Below are 18,506 nucleotides of genomic sequence, written 5' to 3'. Positions count from 1 at the left end.
TTTTTTGTGCTTTCTTTTCTATACGTGTGGCAGTATGATAGAAGGAGGACTGGGAAAGGAGAGGACAGAAGATTATGAAAAAGATAGTGGTAATAGAGGACGATAAGACGCTGCGCCGAGCCTTGGCGGGGCTTTTAGAAGAAAATGGATATCAGGTGTTTTGTGTGGAGGATTTTCTCCATGCAGAAGAGGGGATAAAGGAAGCAGAGCCGGATTTGGTTCTTTTGGACATTATTCTTCCGGGAACTAACGGACAGGAAATTTTGCGGAATCTGCGGAAGACATCAGATCTTCCGGTCATTATGTTAACCAGCAAGACAGGAGAAACCGATGAAATTTTGTCCATGAGCTACGGGGCAGATGATTATATGACAAAGCCCTATAATCCGGCTCTTCTGCTTTTGAAAATAGAAGCGCTTTTCAGGCGTATACAGCCGCAGAGAGAAAAGGAAGAACTGGAATACGCAGGCATGCGGCTGAATCTGCTGCGAAGCACTCTGGCATATGAAGAAAGAGCGGTTATACTTTCTAAAAATGAAATGTCTGTTCTTCATTATCTGATGAAGCATCAGGGAAATATTGTGTCCAGAGATGAACTGATGGACTATTTATGGGACTGCAATGCTTTTGTGGACGATAATACTCTGACGGTAAATATCAACCGACTCAGAAAACGTATGGAGGAGGTAGGAATTTCTGGCAGGATAGAAACCAGGAGAGGGCAGGGATATATACTGATATGAATTTCAAAAATTATATAAAGGATCATTGGTTTGTTCTGGGAATACAACTGGGAACCATGGCAGTTTTACAAGGCGTGTGCCTGTTGTTTCGCGCACCCTTTGCCCTGCAGGTGTTTCTTCTTCTGGCAGAGTGTCTGTCAGGGGCAGGTATTTTGTTCTGTGATTACAAAAGAAAACAGAGGTTTTATACGCAGATGAAGAATCAGCAAAAAAATCTGAAGGAAAAATATCTGCTTATGGAAATGCTGGAAGAGCCGGAATTTCTGGAAGGACAGATTTTCTGTCAGACCATGAGAGAAATGCAGAAATCCATGAACGATGAGATTTTCGGACAGATACGCAGAAATAATGCATTTAAGCGATATGTGGAAACCTGGGTACATGAGGTAAAGCTCCCTATTTCCAGCATCAGGCTGATGTTGCATGAGTACAGAGGCGAATCTGGCAGAGCTTTAAAGGAACAGATAAGCCGTATTGAAAGTCATGTGGAGCAGGTGCTTTATTATCTACGCAGTGAGGTTCCGGAAAAGGATTACCTTATACAGAAATATTCCCTGAAAGAATTGACAGACAGAACCATTGCAGAACACAAGGACAGTCTGATTTTAAACCATATAAAGGTCATACAGAACACACAGGAGGCAGTTGTATGTACGGACGGGAAGTGGCTGCAGTTTATGCTGGGACAGATTTTAAGTAATGCGGTGAAATACAAAAAGGAGAAAGAGGCCTGCATAGAGTTTTGGAGCGAACAGGGAGAACATTGGGTAAAGCTGCATGTCCGGGATAACGGGCTGGGAATCCCAAGGCAGGATTTGCCCAAGGTGTTTGAAAAATCTTTTACCGGAGAGAACGGAAGAAAGGGACAGGCATCTACAGGAATGGGACTGTATCTTTGTAAAACCCTTTGTGAAAGGCTGGGACACAGTTTGGAACTTGAGTCCGAGGAGGGGGTATACACAGAGCTTATTTTGACCTTTATGGAAAATTCTTTTATAGAGCTTTTGTAATCTTACACAGATGTAAGATTTTGTAATACAAAGCCATGGATTTCTTTCCCCTTTCTTCCTATAATAGGGGCATGAAACAGGAAAGGAACAAAAAACATGGAACATTTATTAGAGATTCAAAATCTTATTAAATATTATGGAAGTAAATCCAGTCTGACGAAAGCGGTCAATGACATTAGCTTTACCATGGAAAAAGGGGAATTTACAGCAATTATGGGCGCCAGCGGTTCAGGTAAAACGACGCTTTTAAACTGCATTTCCACCATTGACCGGGTGACCGGAGGACACATTTTTATAAATCAGGAGGAAGTCACCAAATTAAAAGGAAATAAGCTGATGAAATTTCGCCGCAGACAGTTGGGGTTTGTGTTTCAGGATTTTCATCTTCTGGATACACTGACTGCCTTTGACAATATTGCGCTGGCGCTGCAGATTCAAAATGAGAAGCCGGAGATAGTTGAGAAAAAGGTGAAGGAAATGGGGGAAAAGCTGAATATTACAGATGTTTTTCAAAAATATCCCTATGAAATGTCCGGGGGACAAAAGCAACGTTGCGCCTGTGCAAGAGCCATGGTGACAGAGCCTGCCCTGATTCTGGCAGATGAACCTACCGGGGCTTTGGATTCCCAGAGTGCAGGCATGCTTCTCGGAAGCCTGCAGTACATGAACACGGATTTAGACGCTACGATTTTAATGGTGACTCACGATGCCTTTTCCGCCAGCTATACCCAAAGGGTGTTGTTCATGAAGGACGGAAAGCTGTTTCATGAGCTGAGAAGGGGGAAGGACAGCAGGAAGGAATTTTTTGACCGGATTATCCATGTGATTTCTCTTTTGGGAGGTGATTTAAACCATGTTGTTTAAGCTGTCCCTGAAAAATTTCAAAAAGAGTATACGGGATTATTCGATTTACTTTTTTACCCTGATTCTGGGAATCGCAGTATTTTATATTTTTAATGCCATTGAAACCCAGACTGTGATGATGGAAGTCACCAGGACAAAGGCAAATATTATTGAAATGATGAACACGATTTTGGAAGGCGTCAGCCTGCTGATTTCTTTTATTTTGGGCTATCTGATTGTCTATGCTAGCGGCTTTATGCTAAAGAGGCGAAAAGAGGAATTTGGCATTTATCTGATACTGGGAATGAAAAAACGCCAGGTGGCAGGCATGCTCTGTCTGGAAACCGTGTTTATGGGAATGATTTCTCTTGCGGCAGGACTGGTAGTAGGAATGGGGCTTTCGCAGTTTGTATCCCTTTTGGCTTCTTATCTTTTTGAAGCGGATATGTCCAAATTTCGCTTCGTAGTTTCCGGAAAGGCAGTGGGAAAATCTATTTTGTATTTTCTGGTAATTTATCTTGTAGTCATGGTTTTTCAGACCCTTATCATAAGCCGGGCAAGGCTGATTCATTTTCTTTCTGCAAAGCAAAGGAAGGAACGGAATCTTCTGAAAAATCCGGCGCTTTGTGTGATTCTGTTTCTCGTTGCCTGGGTAATTTTAGGACTGGCATATTATAATGTGACGGCAAACAGCGGAAATCTGGAAACAGAGGCTGATGTTATGATGCAGATTTTGCTGGGGTGCGTCGGAACCTTTCTGGTCTTTTGGTCTGCAGCCGGATTTTTTGCAGCAGTTTTGAAAAAAATGCCCGGAATTTACAGAAAGGGATTAAATTCCTTTACCGTGGGAGAGATTTCCAACAAAATAAATTCCACAGTAGTTTCAGAAACCGTGATTTGTCTGCTGATTTTTCTTACGATTTGTATTTTATCAACCGTCTTTACAAGAAAAGAGTATAAGGAAAAGGAAGCAAGGGAACTGGCGCCTGTTTCTGTGTCCATGTCAAAGGAAATGACAGATGAACAGACCATAGGAGAGATTGTGAAAGAGGAAAAGGCGCTGGAAGGAAATGTAAAGAAGCAGGCAGAGATTTTCAGTTATAGAAGTCCGGAAATTACACGAAAAATTCTGTGGGGAGATTACTATGAGCAGATTAAAAAAAGCTACGGAGCTTATTATGCCAAGCAGTTTGGGGAAGAGCAGATAGAAATCATTCCTATTAGTGATTACAATAAAATGGCGGCGCTTTATCATCTGCCTGCCTATGAACTGGAGGAAGACGAATACATCACTCTCACCAATACGGCAGAAGACCAGGAAAATCTGTATGATAAAGGATTACAGTATAATCAGACACTAGAACTGAAAGGGAAAACGTATCATGCAAAGTATGACCAGGTAAAGCGTGGTTTTATGGTGATGAATTATGACAGAACCAATGAAGTGTTTCTGCTTATGCCGGACAGCGTGGAGATTACAGAAGCCCAAAGGGCGAAAAACTACTTTGCAGCTTCTTATAAAAAGGACAGCAGGGAATTTCGAGAGGAAATGGATTTGCATTTAGCCAAACGTATGAACCCTCAAAGAAGTACACACGCCCAGATTTTTGTTTCTACCCAATCTCAGATTTTTGATGATGCCATTGGAAGCAGCGCCATGTTTATTTTCCTGGGATTGTATCTGGGAATCAGCTTTTTGATTTCAGGAGCAGCGATTCTGGCGCTGAAAATGCTCTCAGACGCAGCAGACAGCAGAGAGAAATATGATACTCTACAGAAGCTGGGGTGTGAAAATGGGAAAATCCGAAAAGCCCTGCAAAAGCAAAACGGTATGTTCTTTGCTTTTCCGCTGGCAGTTGCAGGGATTCATTCTGTTTTCGGGATTCAGGTGTGTAAAGAAATGATTTCCATTTATGACACAGGAAGCATTTTACCGGGAATTAGTATTGCCGCAGTGTTGGTGCTGGTGATTTACGGAGGTTATTTTCTGGTGGCACAAATCTGCAGTGAGAGAATTGTGGAAGGAAAGTCATAAGAATAGCATTTTGGAGAAAAATTGCAAGGGGAATCTCTGAAGACCTCTTGACAAACCCTGTAAATTCCAATAGAATTTAACACAGCAGAAGGTTTTCCGGCGATTGCCCGGAAAACCCCTGTCCTGAAATGAAAAAAGGAAGAAACAGGCGAAGAAGAGGATTAGTATGTAAACGGAACTCTAAAGAGAGAAGGCTGTCTGGTGAAAGGTCTTTGTGGGAAGGATACAGAACCTGCCTCGGAGCTGTCTGCGAAAGCAGAACGCGGGCTTTGGCGTTAAAAAAGCAAAGGAAGTGAGCAGTCCGGATTTTTTGATATAGAAAGACATAGGACGGCTAATAAGGGTGGTACCGCCGAAACGAAGACATATCGGTCCCTGAGGACAGGGCTGAGAGTGTCTTTTTTTGTTTTTTACAATGATTATGAAAAAGGAGAAAAATTATGGCAAACAACAAAAAGCTGGTAGAGGCCATTACCTCTATGGAAGAAGATTTTGCACAATGGTACACAGATGTAGTAAAAAAAGCGGATTTGATTGATTATACCAGTGTAAAGGGCTGTATGGTGATTAAGCCTGCAGGTTATGCAATCTGGGAGAATATTCAGCATGAACTGGACAGAAGATTTAAGGAAACAGGGGTGGAGAATGTATATCTGCCAATGTTTATTCCGGAAAGTCTGCTTCAGAAGGAAAAAGACCATGTAGAAGGTTTTGCACCAGAGGTTGCATGGGTGACACACGGCGGTCTGGAACCTTTACAGGAAAGACTTTGTGTGCGTCCTACCTCTGAAACTCTGTTCTGCGATTTTTATGCAAAGGATATCCAGTCCCATAGAGATTTACCGAAGGTATATAACCAGTGGTGTTCAGTTGTGCGTTGGGAAAAGACCACAAGACCCTTCCTTCGCTCCAGAGAATTTTTGTGGCAGGAGGGACACACCGCACATGCAACCGCAGAAGAAGCGGAAGAGAGAACCATACAGATGCTGAATCTCTATGCGGATTTCTGTGAAGAAGTGCTGGCGATTCCAGTTATCAAAGGAAAGAAAACAGACAAGGAGAAATTTGCAGGCGCAGAGGCAACTTATACCATTGAATCCCTGATGCATGACGGAAAGGCGCTGCAGTCCGGTACCAGCCATAACTTTGGCGATGGCTTTGCAAAGGCTTTCGGTATTCAGTACACAGACAAAGAAAATAAACTGCAGTATGTACACCAGACTTCCTGGGGTATGACAACCCGTATGATTGGAGCAATCATCATGGTACACGGAGATAACAGCGGTCTGGTTCTGCCTCCGAGAATTGCACCGGTACAGGCAGTGATTATTCCGATTCAGCAGAGAAAAGAAGGCGTACTGGAAAATGCAGAAAAGCTGCAGGCACAGTTAAAGGCAGCAGGTATTCGCGTGAAGACAGACATGACAGACAAGAGTCCGGGATTCAAGTTTGCAGAGCAGGAAATGAGAGGTATTCCGGTTCGTATTGAGTGCGGTCCAAAGGATATGGAAGCCAATCAGGCAGTTGTGGTAAGAAGAGATACCAGAGAAAAGATTATGGTTTCTCTTGATAATCTGGCAGAAAGCGTACAGCAGATTCTGGATACCATGCAGAAGGATATGTTAGAAAGAGCCAGAGCACACAGAGAAGCCCATACCTATGAGGCAACAGACTATGAAACTTTTAAAAAGACCGTGGAAGAAAAGCCTGGTTTTGTAAAGGCTATGTGGTGCGGCTGCAGAGAATGTGAGGACAAGATTAAAGAAGACGTACAGGCAACCTCCAGATGTATTCCTTTTGAGCAGGAAAACCTGTCTGACAAATGTGTTGTCTGCGGAAAACCTGCGAAAAAAATGGTTTACTGGGGGCGCGCATATTAATTATGAAGATTGAAGTTCCGGAAAAGGTACAGATGATTATCAGGGCTTTGCAGGAACACGGATATGATGCTTATGCGGTAGGGGGCTGTGTTCGTGACAGCCTCCTTCGTCGTTCTCCCGCGGATTGGGATATTACAACCTCTGCAAGGCCCATGGAGGTAAAATCGATTTTCAGGAGAACCGTAGACACAGGACTGCAGCACGGAACCGTGACCGTGCTTGTGGAAAAAGAGGGTTTTGAGGTTACTACTTACCGGATTGACGGGGAGTATGAGGACAGTCGTCATCCCAAAGAAGTGATTTTTACCGGGAATCTGGAAGAGGATTTAAAACGCAGGGATTTTACCATAAATGCCATGGCTTATAATGATAAAACAGGGCTGGTAGATGTCTTTGGCGGGATCCGGGATTTGGAAGGGAAAATTGTCCGATGTGTGGGCAATCCGGAGGAACGGTTTACAGAAGATGCCCTGCGGATTTTAAGAGCCGTGCGTTTTTCCGCCCAGCTTGGCTTTTCCATAGAGGGGGACACCGCCCATTGGGCAAAGAAGCTGGCACCTACCCTTCGCAGAATCAGTGCAGAGCGAATCCAGACAGAACTTGTCAAGCTTTTGGTATCCGCCCACCCGGAATGCTTAAGGACAGCCTGGGAACTGGGGATTACCCAAATTGTGCTGCCGGAATTTGACGAAATGATGGCCACTGAGCAGAAAAATCCCCATCATTTCGGCAGTGTGGGAGAACATACCTTAAAGGCGCTGGCATATACAGAGGCGGATAAGGTGCAGCGCCTTGCCGTATTGTTCCATGACATGGGGAAACCCCTTATGAAAACCACGGATCAAAACGGAATAGACCATTTTCACGGACACCCGAAGGTCAGCGCAGAGCTGGCGGGAAAGATTTTACGCAGACTGCGGTTTGACAATGACACCATACGCAAGGTTACAGAATTGGTATACTGGCATGAATGTCCCTGGGAATGCACACCGAAATCCATCAGAAAAGTCCTGAGCAAAATGACACCAGAACTTTTCCCTGTACTTTTAAAAATTCGCAGGGCAGACGTTATGGCGCAGAGCGATTATTGCAGGGAAGAAAAGTTGGGGCGTCTGGCTGAGAGCCTTCGGCTTTATGAGGAAATCCTGGAAAAAGAAGAGTGTATTTCTGTCAAAATGTTGGCAGTATCCGGCAAAGACCTGATTGCAGCAGGCATGAAGCCGGGAAAAGAGATAGGAGAAACCTTAAATGGGTTTCTGGAGCTGGTTCTGGAAGAGCCGGAAAAAAATACAAAAGAATATTTGCTTTCAAGGATAAAATAATCACAGTCTGCATGGCTTCTAACCCTTCTGATTCCTGCATAGAATGAAAAGAGCGCGAAGCAGGAGTAAAAGGAGGAAAAGCAAGTGTATGACCATGGATTAAGTATCTTAGAGCAATACGGCCTGGAATCCACTGCCGTGTACCGTACAAGAGGAGCCATAATCTGTGAAACAGAGGAAGGAAGAGTGCTGATAAGAGAATTTTGCGGGACACCCAGGAAGCTGGAGAACCAGGCTGTTCTTTTGTCTGAGATAGCCGGGAAATGCCAGGTGTTTGTAGATGAGCTTCTTCCCAATCAGGAGGGGGCCTATATCTCTGTAGACAGGGAAAATACAGCGTATATTGTGAAACGCTGGTTTGAGGGCAGAGAATGCGATGCCCGTTATGAGGGAGATGTCTGTACCGGAGCGGCGGCTCTGGCAAGTTTACATAAAGTGATGAAAATGCCGGTACAGAGTCATTATGTCAGAGAATCTCTGATTCGAGAGTATCAAAGGCATAATGCAGAACTTCGAAAAATCCGCAAATTTGTGTCTGTCAAGAAGAAAAAGAATGATTTTGAACTGCGCTTCCTGGACAGTATCCGTTGTTTTCTGGGACACGCGGAGGCTGCGCTTTATAGATTGGAGCATTCAGGCTATGAGCAGTTAAGAACATGGGCATTGGAACAGGGAAGTATCTGCCATGGAGAATACAATCAGCACAATGTTTGGATTTTAAGTGATAAGGAACATGTAGCAGTGACGAATTTTGACAAATGGGGATTCGATGTACAGGCAGCAGATTTGTATCAGTTTATGAGAAAAATCCTGGAAAAGCATGACTGGAATCTGAAGCTGGGACAAAAGCTTCTGGAAAGCTATGAGGCAGTTCGTCCGCTTTCTGAAGCTGAAAAGGAATATCTGGCGCTTCGTTTTTCCTATCCGGAGAAATACTGGAAGCTGGCTAACTATTATTATACCCACAACAAAGCCTGGATTTCGGAAAAAAATCTGGAGAAGCTGAAAAAGCTAATGGCACAGTATGAAAAATGGCAGAATTTTTCGGGAAAAATGCTATTGTAAACAGAATAAAAGTCCGTGCAGGATTTGAAATTTGATTTGTGATAGTGTATAATATCCACAAAAGAAGTGCAGGAGAAGTCTGCACAGGGAGGTAATAGAGATGGATTATAAAAAACTTTATGAAGAGTGGCTGGCAAATCCGTATTTTGATGAAAATACAAAAGCAGAGTTAAAAGCCATTGAAAAGGATGAAAATGAAATCAAGGAACGTTTTTATAAAGATCTGGAGTTCGGCACAGCAGGTCTGCGCGGCGTTATCGGTGCAGGTACAAACCGTATGAATATCTATACAGTCAGAAAGACCACACAGGGGCTGGCAAATTATATTGCAGCCGTGGGCGGACAGGCTAAAGGTGTTGCCATTGCTCATGATTCCCGCCGTATGTCACCGGAATTTGCAAAGGAAGCAGCTCTTTGTCTGGCTGCAAACGGCATAAAGGCTTATATTTTTGATTCTTTAAGACCGACACCGGAACTGTCCTTTGCTGTACGCAAATTAGGCTGTATTGCAGGTATTAATATTACAGCAAGCCATAACCCGCCGGAATACAATGGTTATAAGGTATACTGGGAAGACGGGGCACAGATTACACCGCCTCATGATACCGGTATTATGGGCGAAGTTCAGAAAGTAACCGATTACAATACAGTAAAGACCATGAATGAGGAAGCTGCAAAAGAAGCAGGACTTTTCGTGGTTATCGGTCAGGAAATTGACGATGCTTACATGGAAGAGTTAAAGAGCCAGGTTCTGCACATGGACGCGATCAAAGACATGGCAAAGGAACTGAAAATCGTATACAGCCCTCTTCATGGAACAGGAAATATTCCTGCAAGACGTGTGTTAAAGGAGCTGGGCTTTGAAAATGTATATGTAGTAAAAGAGCAGGAGCTTCCTGACGGAGAATTTCCTACAGTCAGCTATCCGAATCCTGAGGCAGACGAAGCCTTTGACCTGGGACTGAAGCTGGCAAAGGAAGTAGACGCAGATTTAGTACTGGCTACAGACCCTGATGCAGACCGTCTGGGCGTGCGTGTGAAAGACAGCAAGACAGGAGAATATCATACTCTTACCGGAAATATGTCCGGTTGCCTGCTGGCAGACTATGAAATCGGACAGAGAAAAGAGATAAACGGCTCTCTTCCGGCTGACGGCGCTATGATTTCTACCATTGTTACCACCAACATGGCAGCAGCTATTGCAAAATACTATGGCGTAAGATTCATTGAAGTGCTGACAGGCTTTAAGTATATCGGACAGCAGATTCTGGGCTTTGAAACAAAGGGTGAAGGCACTTATCTCTTTGGCTTCGAGGAAAGCTACGGCTGTCTGATTGGCACACATGCAAGAGATAAGGACGCGATTGTGGCAACTATGGCTCTGTGCGAGGCAGCAGCTTACTATAAGACAAAGAACATGACACTTTGGGACGCTATGATTGCCATGTATGAAAAATACGGCTATTACAAAGATGATATTCAGTCTATTACATTAAAAGGTATAGAGGGACTGGAAAAAATTCAGACAATCCTGGAGAATTTAAGAAAGAATCCTCCGGCAGAAATCGGCAGCTACAAGGTACTTTCTGCAAGAGATTACAAGGCAGACACCATTGTGAACATGGAAACAAAGGAAGTAAAGACAACCGGACTTCCAAGCTCCAATGTGCTGTATTATGACCTGAACGATGACGCATGGGTTTGCGTTCGTCCTTCCGGTACAGAGCCGAAGATTAAGATTTATTATGGCATCAAGGGAAACTCTTTAGAGGACGCAGATGCAAAATCAGCAGCCCTTGGAAAAGAAGTAAAGGCACTCATTGACAAAATGATGTAAATACCGCAAATCTCCTGCAAAGAACACGGTAATATGCTTGACAAACCTGTGGAAACAGGGTATAAATATCTGTAGACCGCAGGAAGAAGCGGTGACTTTAAGATGTATCAGAAGCAGGAGGCGCCGCCACGGCAGGCTTTTCTGCAAGGCTAAATTATTTAGGAGGAAATACTCATGAACAGAACAGAATTAGTTGCTGCTATGGCAGAAAAATCACAGTTATCCAAAAAAGATGCAGAATCAGCTTTAAAGGCTTTTATTGATGTTGTATCCGAAGAAATGCAGAAAGGTGAAAAAATCCAGTTGGTTGGATTCGGTACTTTTGAAGTTTCTGAAAGAGCAGCAAGAGAGGGAAGAAATCCTCAGACAGGTGAAACCATGACAATTGCAGCATCTAAATCTCCGAAGTTCAAAGCAGGAAAGGCTTTAAAAGATTTAGTAAACGCTTAAGAAATGCAGGAAAGAGAGAGGTGCTGTTGCACAAAGCAGCTTCCGGGAAACCATATGCTTTGCAGGATAGGGGTTCGGAAGGCTCTGTGTACAGCGCCCCTTTCTTTTTATATGCGGATTTATATAAAGGGAGCGAGAGTATGAGATTAGATAAGTATTTGAAAGTATCCAGACTGATTAAGCGCAGAACCGTAGCAAACGAGGCCTGTGATGCAGGCAGGGTACTGATTAATGACAAGCCTGCCAAGGCATCTGCTCAGGTGAAGGCAGGGGATATTCTGGAAATCCGTTTCGGAAGCAAGAATGTCCGCGTAGAGGTGTTGGATGTGCAGGAGACTGTTAAGAAAGAGGCAGCAGGAGATTTGTTTAAGTATCTGTAAAATCCGAAAGCAGCATATTTTTCCCTTTTGCCCCATATAATCTTTTCAGGAAGATTGGTATGGGGGAAGGCAGTTTTGGAAGAAAAGCAGAGAAAAGCAGTTCATAAAATTCAGATTACAGACAGAAGTACAGGTACGGTCACGGGCGTAAAGGACGTCAATTCCTTTGACGAAAAGGAAATCAGTCTGGTGACAGAGGAAGGTGTGCTGATGATAAAGGGCGAGGAGCTTCATGTAACCAGGCTGGATCTGGAAAAGCAGGAGATCGATCTTGCAGGAAGGGTGGATAGTCTGGCATACAGTCAGGGAATTGCAAAAGCCAAAGGCGGAGAAGGTATGCTGAAAAGGCTTTTGGGATAGGGCATGAGCGCCTATATGCAGGAAGAACTGCTTTTCTTTTGCCGGGCTTTCTGGTCCGGGGTGTGCCTGGCAGCAGGCTATGAGCTGCTCCTTGTTTTTCGGAATCTGGTTTCCCACAGATCTTTTCTTATCGGTATGGAGGACATTGTTTACTGGTGCTGTGTAGCTTTGTACCTGTTTCGAATGATTTACCAGGGGAATGACGGCGTTATCCGAAGCTATGTACTGCTGTCCGTGTGTCTGGGCGCCTTTGTTTTCCACATAGGGCCGGGAAGAGTGCTGGCAGAGTTTTTAACCCGTATTTTCAGAGAAATATTCCGTTTTCTGAGGTTGGCGGCAAAACCTCTTGGAAAGTGGAGAAAAAGGTTGAAATTTCTATGGGATAGAGTTAAAATTTCCCTATATGAACAAAAGGCTATGCAGAAAATCAGGAAATGGAAAAATGAAGAAAAGAAAAAAGAGAAATTCCCAAAACAAAATCGCAATGCTTAGTATTACCTTTGTTGTGGCAGTCCTGTTTATTGCCATGATGACAAAGAGCCTGAAGCTGCAGCAGCAGATTTCAGACTGCAGGACAGAGATAAAGGCAGTGGAAAGCCAGATGGAAGAAGAGAAAGAACGTACAAAAGAGATTGATGAGATAAAAGAACGCATGGACACAGACGAATATGTGGCAGAGGTTGCCAGAGAAAAGCTGGGGCTTGTAAAGGATAATGAGATTGTGTTCAAGGAAGAGGAAAAATAGCACACAAAAAGGCCGATTTTGTCTGAAAGTTTTTTGTGCAGGAAGACGGTTTTTGACAAAGTTTGAGAACAAAAGCATCTATAATACTCCATGGATAGCGGTTGCTTATGCAGGGAGGGAACGAGATGCAGGAATGGATTATTGCCATGCTCGTAATCAGTGTACTGCTTATATTACGGGACATGGCAAAAACTATTTTTTCGGAAACGAAGAAAAGTGCGGCAGCCTTGGCTTATGACCGGCACCCGCAGAAAGAAAAAATGCAGCGCTATGCAGATTCTTTTCAGAAGCTGGCAGACAGTTTTTACGGATTGCCCTATCGGAAGGATTATCTTTCCGCATCAGAAATTGATGCCATGGTATCAGAGGTACAGGAGGGAGTGTGCCGCAGATGTCACTTAAACCAGGTCTGCTGGAAGCAGCAGTCTGTACAGTCTTATCAGAGAGTTTATCACCTGCTTCGTGTTATGGAGGAAAATGATGAGGAAGCCTTTCGAAAAGTAAGGGCAGACCTGACAGGAGTCTGTATCAGCCAGGGAAAACTGGTGCAGGAAGCAGAACGGCTTATGGAGCGGGAAAGACAGAACCTGATCTGGAACAACAAGCTTTTGGAAAACCGCATGGCAGTGGCAGAGCAGCTTTCAGAAATGGCGCAGCTTATGAAAATGCTTTCCAGAGATTTGTTTGACATGACAGAGGCAGATGTGCAGTTTCGGGAGGAATTTGCCAGAAGACTGAAGAAAAAACATATACTGGTAAGGAATGTCTGGTTTTTGGAGCAGCCAGACGGAAAACTGCGGTATTATGCAGAGCTGAAGACAAAGGGCGGAGGTTGTGTGTGTGCAGCAGAGGCAGCGTCTGTACTTTCCGGCTTGTGTGGGACTCGCATGGTGGCAAGGACAGAGGGAAAGACACTTATCAGCAAGGAGTTTTCCATTCTGGGCTTTGCTGAAGAGGTGAATTTTAAAATGCTCTATGGAGCTGCAAAGATTACCAAGGAAAAGGAAACCATTTCCGGGGACAATTACACCTGTACCACAGAGGAGAATGGGCAGTTTTTCATGTGTCTTTCTGACGGCATGGGTTCCGGGCTGGAAGCATGTCAGGAGAGCGAAAGTATTGTGGACACTCTGGAGCAGTTGGTAGAAGCGGGGTTTTCCGGGGAAACCGCAGCGCGAATGGTAAATTCCGTGCTGAATCTGAAGAACCGTAACGGCAGGTTTTCTACTGTGGATATTTCCATGGTGGATTTGTATTCCGGTATGTGTCATTTCCTGAAAGCAGGAGCAGCAACCACCTTTATTAAGAGAGATCACTGGGTAGAAGCTATTTCCTCTACCAGTCTGGCGCTGGGGCTGGTACAGCAGGCGGATTTTGAATCTGCGTCTAAGAAGCTGTACGAGGGAGATTTTCTTATTATGGTGACAGACGGTGTGCTGGACGCCCTGCCCCCGGAGGAACCGGAGGAGCTGATGAAGGAGATTATTCTGCAGACTCATGCAAATGCGGCGCAGGAGTTGGGACGGGGGATTTTAGAGCGGGTGCTTACATACAGTGAATACCGGGCAACGGACGATATGACTGTGCTGACAGCCGGATTATGGAGGAAATAAGACAGAGCAATGAACATGGAAGAAAAGGTGTTTTCCTATATAGAGAAATACAACATGATAGAAACGGGCAGCCAGGTGATTGTCGGACTTTCCGGCGGTGCAGATTCGGTGTGCCTGTTGTTTTTGTTAAAGCAATATCAGAAGAGGAGGAACTTCCAGCTTTACGGACTGCATGTGAATCATGGAATACGGGGAGCAGAGGCAAAAAGAGATGAGGCATTTTCCAGGGAACTGTGCCAGCGTTTTCAAATTCCCTTTCGTGCATATGAGTTTAATGTACCGTGTATGGCAGCTAAAGAAAAGCTGTCCTTAGAGGAGGCGGGACGAAATGCCAGAAGGGCGGCATTTTTAAAGCTGGCAGAAGAACTGCAGGAAGGCAGGGACGGGCAGGCGGCAGAAACTGTTCCCAAATACGGCGAAAAAGCATGCTCAGCAGAGCATACAGCTTTCAACGGAAGGATTCAAATTGCCCTGGCGCATCATGAGAATGACAATGCAGAAACCATGCTCCACAATCTGATTCGGGGAACTGGGGCAGCAGGCCTTGGGGGAATCCGGCCAGTGCGGACAGCAGATTTTACAAGTGGAAGGCTTCGGTATATTCGCCCCCTTCTGTGTGTTTCCAGAAGAGAAATTGAAGAGTTTTTAACAGAAAAGCAACTTTCCTGGATAACAGACAGTACCAATCTGGAACTGGAGTATACCAGAAATAAAATCCGGCATCAGTTGATACCAATGTTGGAAATGTTGAATCCGGCGGCTGTGCAGCATATGGGACAGACAGCTCAGAACATGCTGCTCATTGAGGAATATTTGCAGGAACAGGCAGATACACTGTATAAAGCCTATGTGGAGCCTTTGGAAGAGGGATATTGTATCAAAAAGGAGCTTTTTGGAGAAAAGGAGCTTATGCAGTCCTATGTGGTGATGAATGTGCTGGCACAGGCTGCAGGCGGACGCAGGAACCTTACGTCCGCACATATACAGGAGGTTCTGGCTCTTGCAAAAGGGCGCACAGGCGCTTCTATTTCTCTTACGGGAGGGCTTTTTGCCAGCCAGGTGTATGGAGCGGTTCATATTACACATAAAAGGCAGCAAGAGAACCCGCTTTTTCCTATGGAATTTCAGGTGCTTCCATGGGAAATGGGGCAAATTGAGGAAAAAACATATACGAAATGGTTTGATTATGATAAAATAAAGAGTAGTCTGGAAGTCAGACACCGCAGAAGCGGTGATTTTTTCACTGTAAATGCACAGGGAGGAAGAAAAAAGCTGAAGGACTATTTTATTGACTGTAAAATACCAAGGGAGAAAAGGGAAAGCCTGACTCTTCTGGCAGACGGTTCTCATATTTTGTGGATTGTGGGATACCGTATCAGCGAATATTATAAAGTTACCAGTCAGACAAAACAAGTATTAAAAGTACAGGTAAAAGGAGTAAACAAAGATGAGTGAAAAAATCCGTCAGTTATTGAGCGAGGAAGAAGTAGACCGTAAAATCCGCGAAATCGGAGAACAGATCAGCAGGGATTACCAGGGAAAAAGCGTACATTTAATCTGTGTGTTAAAGGGCGGCGTGTTTTTTACATGTGAGCTGGCAAAGAGAATTTCTGTGCCGGTAAGTATGGACTTTATGTCTGTATCCAGCTATGGAGATGATACCAGCTCCAGCGGTGTGGTTCGGATTGTAAAGGATCTGGACGAAACCATTGAAGGTAAGGACGTGCTGATTGTGGAGGATATTATTGACTCCGGACGTACCCTCAGCCATCTGATTGAAATTCTGAAACAGAGAAATCCAAAGAGCCTGCGTCTGTGTACCCTTCTGGACAAACCGGAACGCAGAGTCAAAGACGTAAAGGTGGATTATGTATGCTTTAATATTCCAGATGAATTTGTAGTGGGATATGGATTGGATTATGCGCAGAAATACAGAAATCTGCCATATATCGGAGTTGTAGAACTGTAAGAGGTTGGAAAGGAGAAACAACAAGGTGGAGAAGCAGTCAAGAAGCTGGATAACACCTCTGCTGTTTTTGCTGGTGGTACTGTGTGTGGGAGGAATGTTAGTCAGCCGCTTTACCGAGAGGAATGACTATACCATGGAAGCACTGGACCAGGCAATGGAGGACAGCCAGGTGACAGAGGTGTTTATCCGCCCGAATAAAGAAGTGCCTACAGGAAAGGTACTGGTGCGTCTGAAAACAGGCGAGGAAAGAGAGTTTACAGCTCTTGATGTAAAGGAAGTGCAGGAAAAGATAGAGGAATCCGGAGAAGATATCTCTGTGAAAGTGGGAGATGTACCGAGAGATAGTGTTTTTCTCACTTCTGTGATGCCTCTGCTGCTCACCGGTCTTCTGGTTTTCTTCATGTTTGGTATGATGAACCGTCAGATGTCAGGAGGCGGGAGCAATGCCAAAATGATGAATTTCGGCAAGAGCCGGGCAAAAATGTCTACAGATGCGGATAAGAAAGTGACCTTTAAAGAGGTTGCCGGCCTGCAGGAAGAAAAGGAAGAGTTGGAGGAAATTGTGGACTTTTTGAAGGAGCCGCAAAAATATGTAAAGGTGGGAGCCAGAATTCCAAAGGGTGTGCTTTTGGTGGGCCCTCCGGGAACAGGTAAAACTCTTTTGGCAAAAGCTGTGGCAGGAGAAGCTGGGGTTCCTTTTTTCTCTATTTCAGGTTCTGATTTTGTAGAAATGTTTGTGGGTGTGGGAGCTTCCAGAGTCAGGGATTTATTCGAAGAGGCAAAGAAAAATGCGCCCTGTATTATTTTTATTGATGAGATTGATGCAGTTGCCAGAAGGAGAGGTACTGGCATGGGCGGTGGACATGACGAGAGAGAGCAGACCTTAAACCAGCTTCTGGTGGAAATGGACGGATTTGGTGTCAATGAAGGTATTATTGTTATGTCAGCAACCAACCGTGTAGATATTCTGGATCCGGCAATCCTGCGACCGGGACGCTTTGACCGCAAGGTCGGTGTGGGAAGACCGGATATTAAGGGAAGAGAAGAGATTTTAAAGGTGCATGCAGCTAAAAAGCCTTTGGGAGAAGATGTGGATTTAGAAGAGGTGGCAAGGACCACAGCCGGATATACAGGTGCGGATCTGGAAAACCTGATGAATGAGGCAGCGATTCTCACAGCAAAGGACGGCAGATACTTTATTAACCAGAGTGATATCCGCCGGGCATTTATTAAGACCGGAATTGGTGCAGAAAAGAAAAGCCGGGTGATTTCCGAAAAAGAAAAGAAAATTACAGCTTATCATGAAGCAGGTCACGCAATTTTATTCCATGTGCTTCCGGAAATGGAGCCTGTGCATACCATTTCCATTATTCCCACGGGAATCGGTGCGGCAGGCTATACCATGCCGCTGCCGGGAAAAGACGAAATGTTTAACAGCAGAAAAAAAATGTTGGAGAATATAGTAGTGTCCCTGGGCGGACGGATTGCAGAGGAGCTGATTTTTGATGATATTACAACAGGAGCTTCTCAGGATATTAAGCAGGCATCTCAGATGGCCAGAGCTATGGTAACACAGTACGGGATGTCTGATAAGGTGGGTATGATTCACTACGGTAGTGACGAAGATGAGGTATTTATTGGAAGAGATCTGGCGCATACCCGGAATTATGCGGAAGAAACTGCTGCACTCATTGACAGCGAAGTGAAGCGGATTATTGACGAGTCCTATGCAAAAGCAAAGGAAATTTTAAAAGAGCATGAGGACGTTCTGCACAGGTGTGCAAATCTTCTGATTGAAAAGGAGAAAATCGGCAGAGAAGAGTTTGAAGCTTTATTTTAAGAGGGTTTTGTGCAGGATACTGGAAAAAATAAAAAATGAAAAGTTTTTGCTATGTTCAAAATGGTCAAAAAAGACTTTCAAAAAAAAAGAAGATTGTGCAGACTTTTCCCGGGCTTCATGGTATTATAATAACTGTAAAAACCCCCCAATACATTATATAGTTTTTGCTACACCCCATAAGAAGAAATACCTTCTCCAAAAACGCCAGTCGAAAGATTGGCGTTTTTACGTTATAGGAAATTTGCTTTCTTATAACGTAAAATTCTCCGGAGGAGCGCACTGTGGCGGAACGGAATTGTGTCGTTGATGAATTATTCCGTTATACAGAAAAGTCCGGGAAATGTGCCATTTTCAGGAAAAAGTAGTTGTATATAAAAGGTGGGTGGGATAAAATAAAGACATGACAGAAATTCG

17 protein-coding genes and 1 other annotated feature are annotated in these 18,506 nt (G+C 44.3%); all 17 genes read left to right on the top strand.

Annotated features, from left to right (window positions below):
- Positions 1 to 74: 74 nt before the first annotated feature.
- The 17 genes from DQQ01_RS13690 to ftsH all read left to right on the top strand — a co-directional run bounded on the left by DQQ01_RS13690 (position 75) and on the right by ftsH (position 18,092).
- Positions 75 to 743: a response regulator transcription factor gene (locus tag DQQ01_RS13690; protein WP_111920470.1), complete on the top strand. Its 669-nt coding sequence runs from the start codon at positions 75 to 77 to the stop codon at positions 741 to 743.
- Positions 740 to 1,753 (top strand): sensor histidine kinase, encoded by a 1,014-nt coding sequence (locus DQQ01_RS13685; protein WP_111920469.1) that lies wholly within the window; start codon positions 740 to 742, stop codon positions 1,751 to 1,753. The genes DQQ01_RS13690 and DQQ01_RS13685 overlap by 4 nt, the downstream gene beginning before the upstream one ends.
- A gap of 96 nt (positions 1,754 to 1,849) precedes the next feature.
- Positions 1,850 to 2,617, top strand: a complete 768-nt coding sequence (locus DQQ01_RS13680) for an ABC transporter ATP-binding protein (protein WP_111920468.1) — start codon at positions 1,850 to 1,852, stop codon at positions 2,615 to 2,617.
- Positions 2,607 to 4,631, top strand: a complete 2,025-nt coding sequence (locus DQQ01_RS13675; protein WP_111920467.1) for an FtsX-like permease family protein — start codon at positions 2,607 to 2,609, stop codon at positions 4,629 to 4,631. The genes DQQ01_RS13680 and DQQ01_RS13675 overlap by 11 nt, the downstream gene beginning before the upstream one ends.
- A gap of 142 nt (positions 4,632 to 4,773) precedes the next feature.
- Positions 4,774 to 5,011: a binding site (T-box leader), on the top strand.
- A gap of 60 nt (positions 5,012 to 5,071) precedes the next feature.
- Positions 5,072 to 6,511, top strand: a complete 1,440-nt coding sequence (gene proS, locus DQQ01_RS13670; protein ID WP_111920466.1) for a proline--tRNA ligase — start codon at positions 5,072 to 5,074, stop codon at positions 6,509 to 6,511.
- A 2-nt stretch (positions 6,512 to 6,513) separates the two neighbouring features.
- A complete protein-coding gene (locus tag DQQ01_RS13665) occupies positions 6,514 to 7,833 on the top strand; it encodes a CCA tRNA nucleotidyltransferase (protein WP_111920465.1) in 1,320 nt (439 codons plus the stop codon).
- Between the two features lie 84 nt (positions 7,834 to 7,917).
- Positions 7,918 to 8,898 carry a YutH/CotS family kinase-like spore coat protein gene (locus DQQ01_RS13660; RefSeq protein ID WP_111920464.1) on the top strand — a complete coding sequence of 327 codons (981 nt, stop codon included), beginning with the start codon at positions 7,918 to 7,920 and terminating at the stop codon, positions 8,896 to 8,898.
- A 100-nt stretch (positions 8,899 to 8,998) separates the two neighbouring features.
- A complete protein-coding gene (locus DQQ01_RS13655) occupies positions 8,999 to 10,735 on the top strand; it encodes a phospho-sugar mutase (protein ID WP_111920463.1) in 1,737 nt (578 codons plus the stop codon).
- 174 nt (positions 10,736 to 10,909) lie between these two features.
- Entirely contained in the window at positions 10,910 to 11,185 is a 276-nt protein-coding gene (locus DQQ01_RS13650; RefSeq protein WP_111920462.1) for a non-specific DNA-binding protein Hbs, read from the top strand.
- Positions 11,186 to 11,325: 140 nt separating this feature from the next.
- Positions 11,326 to 11,565: an RNA-binding S4 domain-containing protein gene (locus DQQ01_RS13645; RefSeq protein WP_111920961.1), complete on the top strand. Its 240-nt coding sequence runs from the start codon at positions 11,326 to 11,328 to the stop codon at positions 11,563 to 11,565.
- A gap of 75 nt (positions 11,566 to 11,640) precedes the next feature.
- Positions 11,641 to 11,925, top strand: coding sequence for a sporulation protein YabP (gene yabP / locus DQQ01_RS13640; RefSeq protein ID WP_111920960.1), 285 nt, complete (start codon positions 11,641 to 11,643; stop codon positions 11,923 to 11,925).
- A gap of 3 nt (positions 11,926 to 11,928) precedes the next feature.
- Positions 11,929 to 12,417: a spore cortex biosynthesis protein YabQ gene (gene yabQ / locus DQQ01_RS13635; RefSeq protein ID WP_111920461.1), complete on the top strand. Its 489-nt coding sequence runs from the start codon at positions 11,929 to 11,931 to the stop codon at positions 12,415 to 12,417.
- On the top strand, positions 12,368 to 12,670 hold the full coding sequence (locus DQQ01_RS13630) for an FtsB family cell division protein (protein ID WP_242980406.1): 303 nt from the start codon (positions 12,368 to 12,370) through the stop codon (positions 12,668 to 12,670). Before yabQ ends, DQQ01_RS13630 begins: the two co-directional genes overlap by 50 nt.
- 125 nt (positions 12,671 to 12,795) lie before the next feature.
- Complete coding sequence (locus tag DQQ01_RS13625; RefSeq protein WP_111920460.1) at positions 12,796 to 14,283, top strand: SpoIIE family protein phosphatase; 1,488 nt, start codon at positions 12,796 to 12,798, stop codon at positions 14,281 to 14,283.
- A gap of 9 nt (positions 14,284 to 14,292) precedes the next feature.
- Complete coding sequence (gene tilS / locus DQQ01_RS13620; RefSeq protein WP_111920459.1) at positions 14,293 to 15,738, top strand: tRNA lysidine(34) synthetase TilS; 1,446 nt, start codon at positions 14,293 to 14,295, stop codon at positions 15,736 to 15,738.
- Complete coding sequence (hpt, locus tag DQQ01_RS13615; RefSeq protein ID WP_111920458.1) at positions 15,731 to 16,252, top strand: hypoxanthine phosphoribosyltransferase; 522 nt, start codon at positions 15,731 to 15,733, stop codon at positions 16,250 to 16,252. The genes tilS and hpt overlap by 8 nt, the downstream gene beginning before the upstream one ends.
- A 25-nt stretch (positions 16,253 to 16,277) precedes the next feature.
- A complete protein-coding gene (ftsH, locus tag DQQ01_RS13610) occupies positions 16,278 to 18,092 on the top strand; it encodes an ATP-dependent zinc metalloprotease FtsH (RefSeq protein WP_199797962.1) in 1,815 nt (604 codons plus the stop codon).
- The last annotated feature ends 414 nt before the right edge of the window (positions 18,093 to 18,506 follow it).

This window comes from Blautia argi (assembly GCF_003287895.1).
In the GTDB taxonomy this organism is placed as follows: domain Bacteria; phylum Bacillota; class Clostridia; order Lachnospirales; family Lachnospiraceae; genus Blautia; species Blautia argi.
The sequence above is the reverse complement of the archived record's forward strand: the minus strand, read 5'-3'. Positions and strand labels throughout refer to the sequence as shown.

Bases quoted from the DNA above. Each gene is read 5' to 3' on its own strand.
- hpt (WP_111920458.1), top strand. From the start codon at position 15,731: ATGAGTGAAAAAATCCGTCAGTTATTGAGCGAGGAAGAAGTAGACCGT.
- proS (WP_111920466.1), top strand. From the start codon at position 5,072: ATGGCAAACAACAAAAAGCTGGTAGAGGCCATTACCTCTATGGAAGAA.
- yabQ (WP_111920461.1), top strand. From the start codon at position 11,929: ATGAGCGCCTATATGCAGGAAGAACTGCTTTTCTTTTGCCGGGCTTTC.
- DQQ01_RS13645 (WP_111920961.1), top strand. From the start codon at position 11,326: ATGAGATTAGATAAGTATTTGAAAGTATCCAGACTGATTAAGCGCAGA.
- DQQ01_RS13680 (WP_111920468.1), top strand. From the start codon at position 1,850: ATGGAACATTTATTAGAGATTCAAAATCTTATTAAATATTATGGAAGT.
- DQQ01_RS13685 (WP_111920469.1), top strand. From the start codon at position 740: ATGAATTTCAAAAATTATATAAAGGATCATTGGTTTGTTCTGGGAATA.
- DQQ01_RS13675 (WP_111920467.1), top strand. From the start codon at position 2,607: ATGTTGTTTAAGCTGTCCCTGAAAAATTTCAAAAAGAGTATACGGGAT.
- DQQ01_RS13655 (WP_111920463.1), top strand. From the start codon at position 8,999: ATGGATTATAAAAAACTTTATGAAGAGTGGCTGGCAAATCCGTATTTT.
- DQQ01_RS13690 (WP_111920470.1), top strand. From the start codon at position 75: ATGAAAAAGATAGTGGTAATAGAGGACGATAAGACGCTGCGCCGAGCC.
- DQQ01_RS13650 (WP_111920462.1), top strand. From the start codon at position 10,910: ATGAACAGAACAGAATTAGTTGCTGCTATGGCAGAAAAATCACAGTTA.
- DQQ01_RS13625 (WP_111920460.1), top strand. From the start codon at position 12,796: ATGCAGGAATGGATTATTGCCATGCTCGTAATCAGTGTACTGCTTATA.
- DQQ01_RS13630 (WP_242980406.1), top strand. From the start codon at position 12,368: ATGAAGAAAAGAAAAAAGAGAAATTCCCAAAACAAAATCGCAATGCTT.
- tilS (WP_111920459.1), top strand. From the start codon at position 14,293: ATGAACATGGAAGAAAAGGTGTTTTCCTATATAGAGAAATACAACATG.
- DQQ01_RS13665 (WP_111920465.1), top strand. From the start codon at position 6,514: ATGAAGATTGAAGTTCCGGAAAAGGTACAGATGATTATCAGGGCTTTG.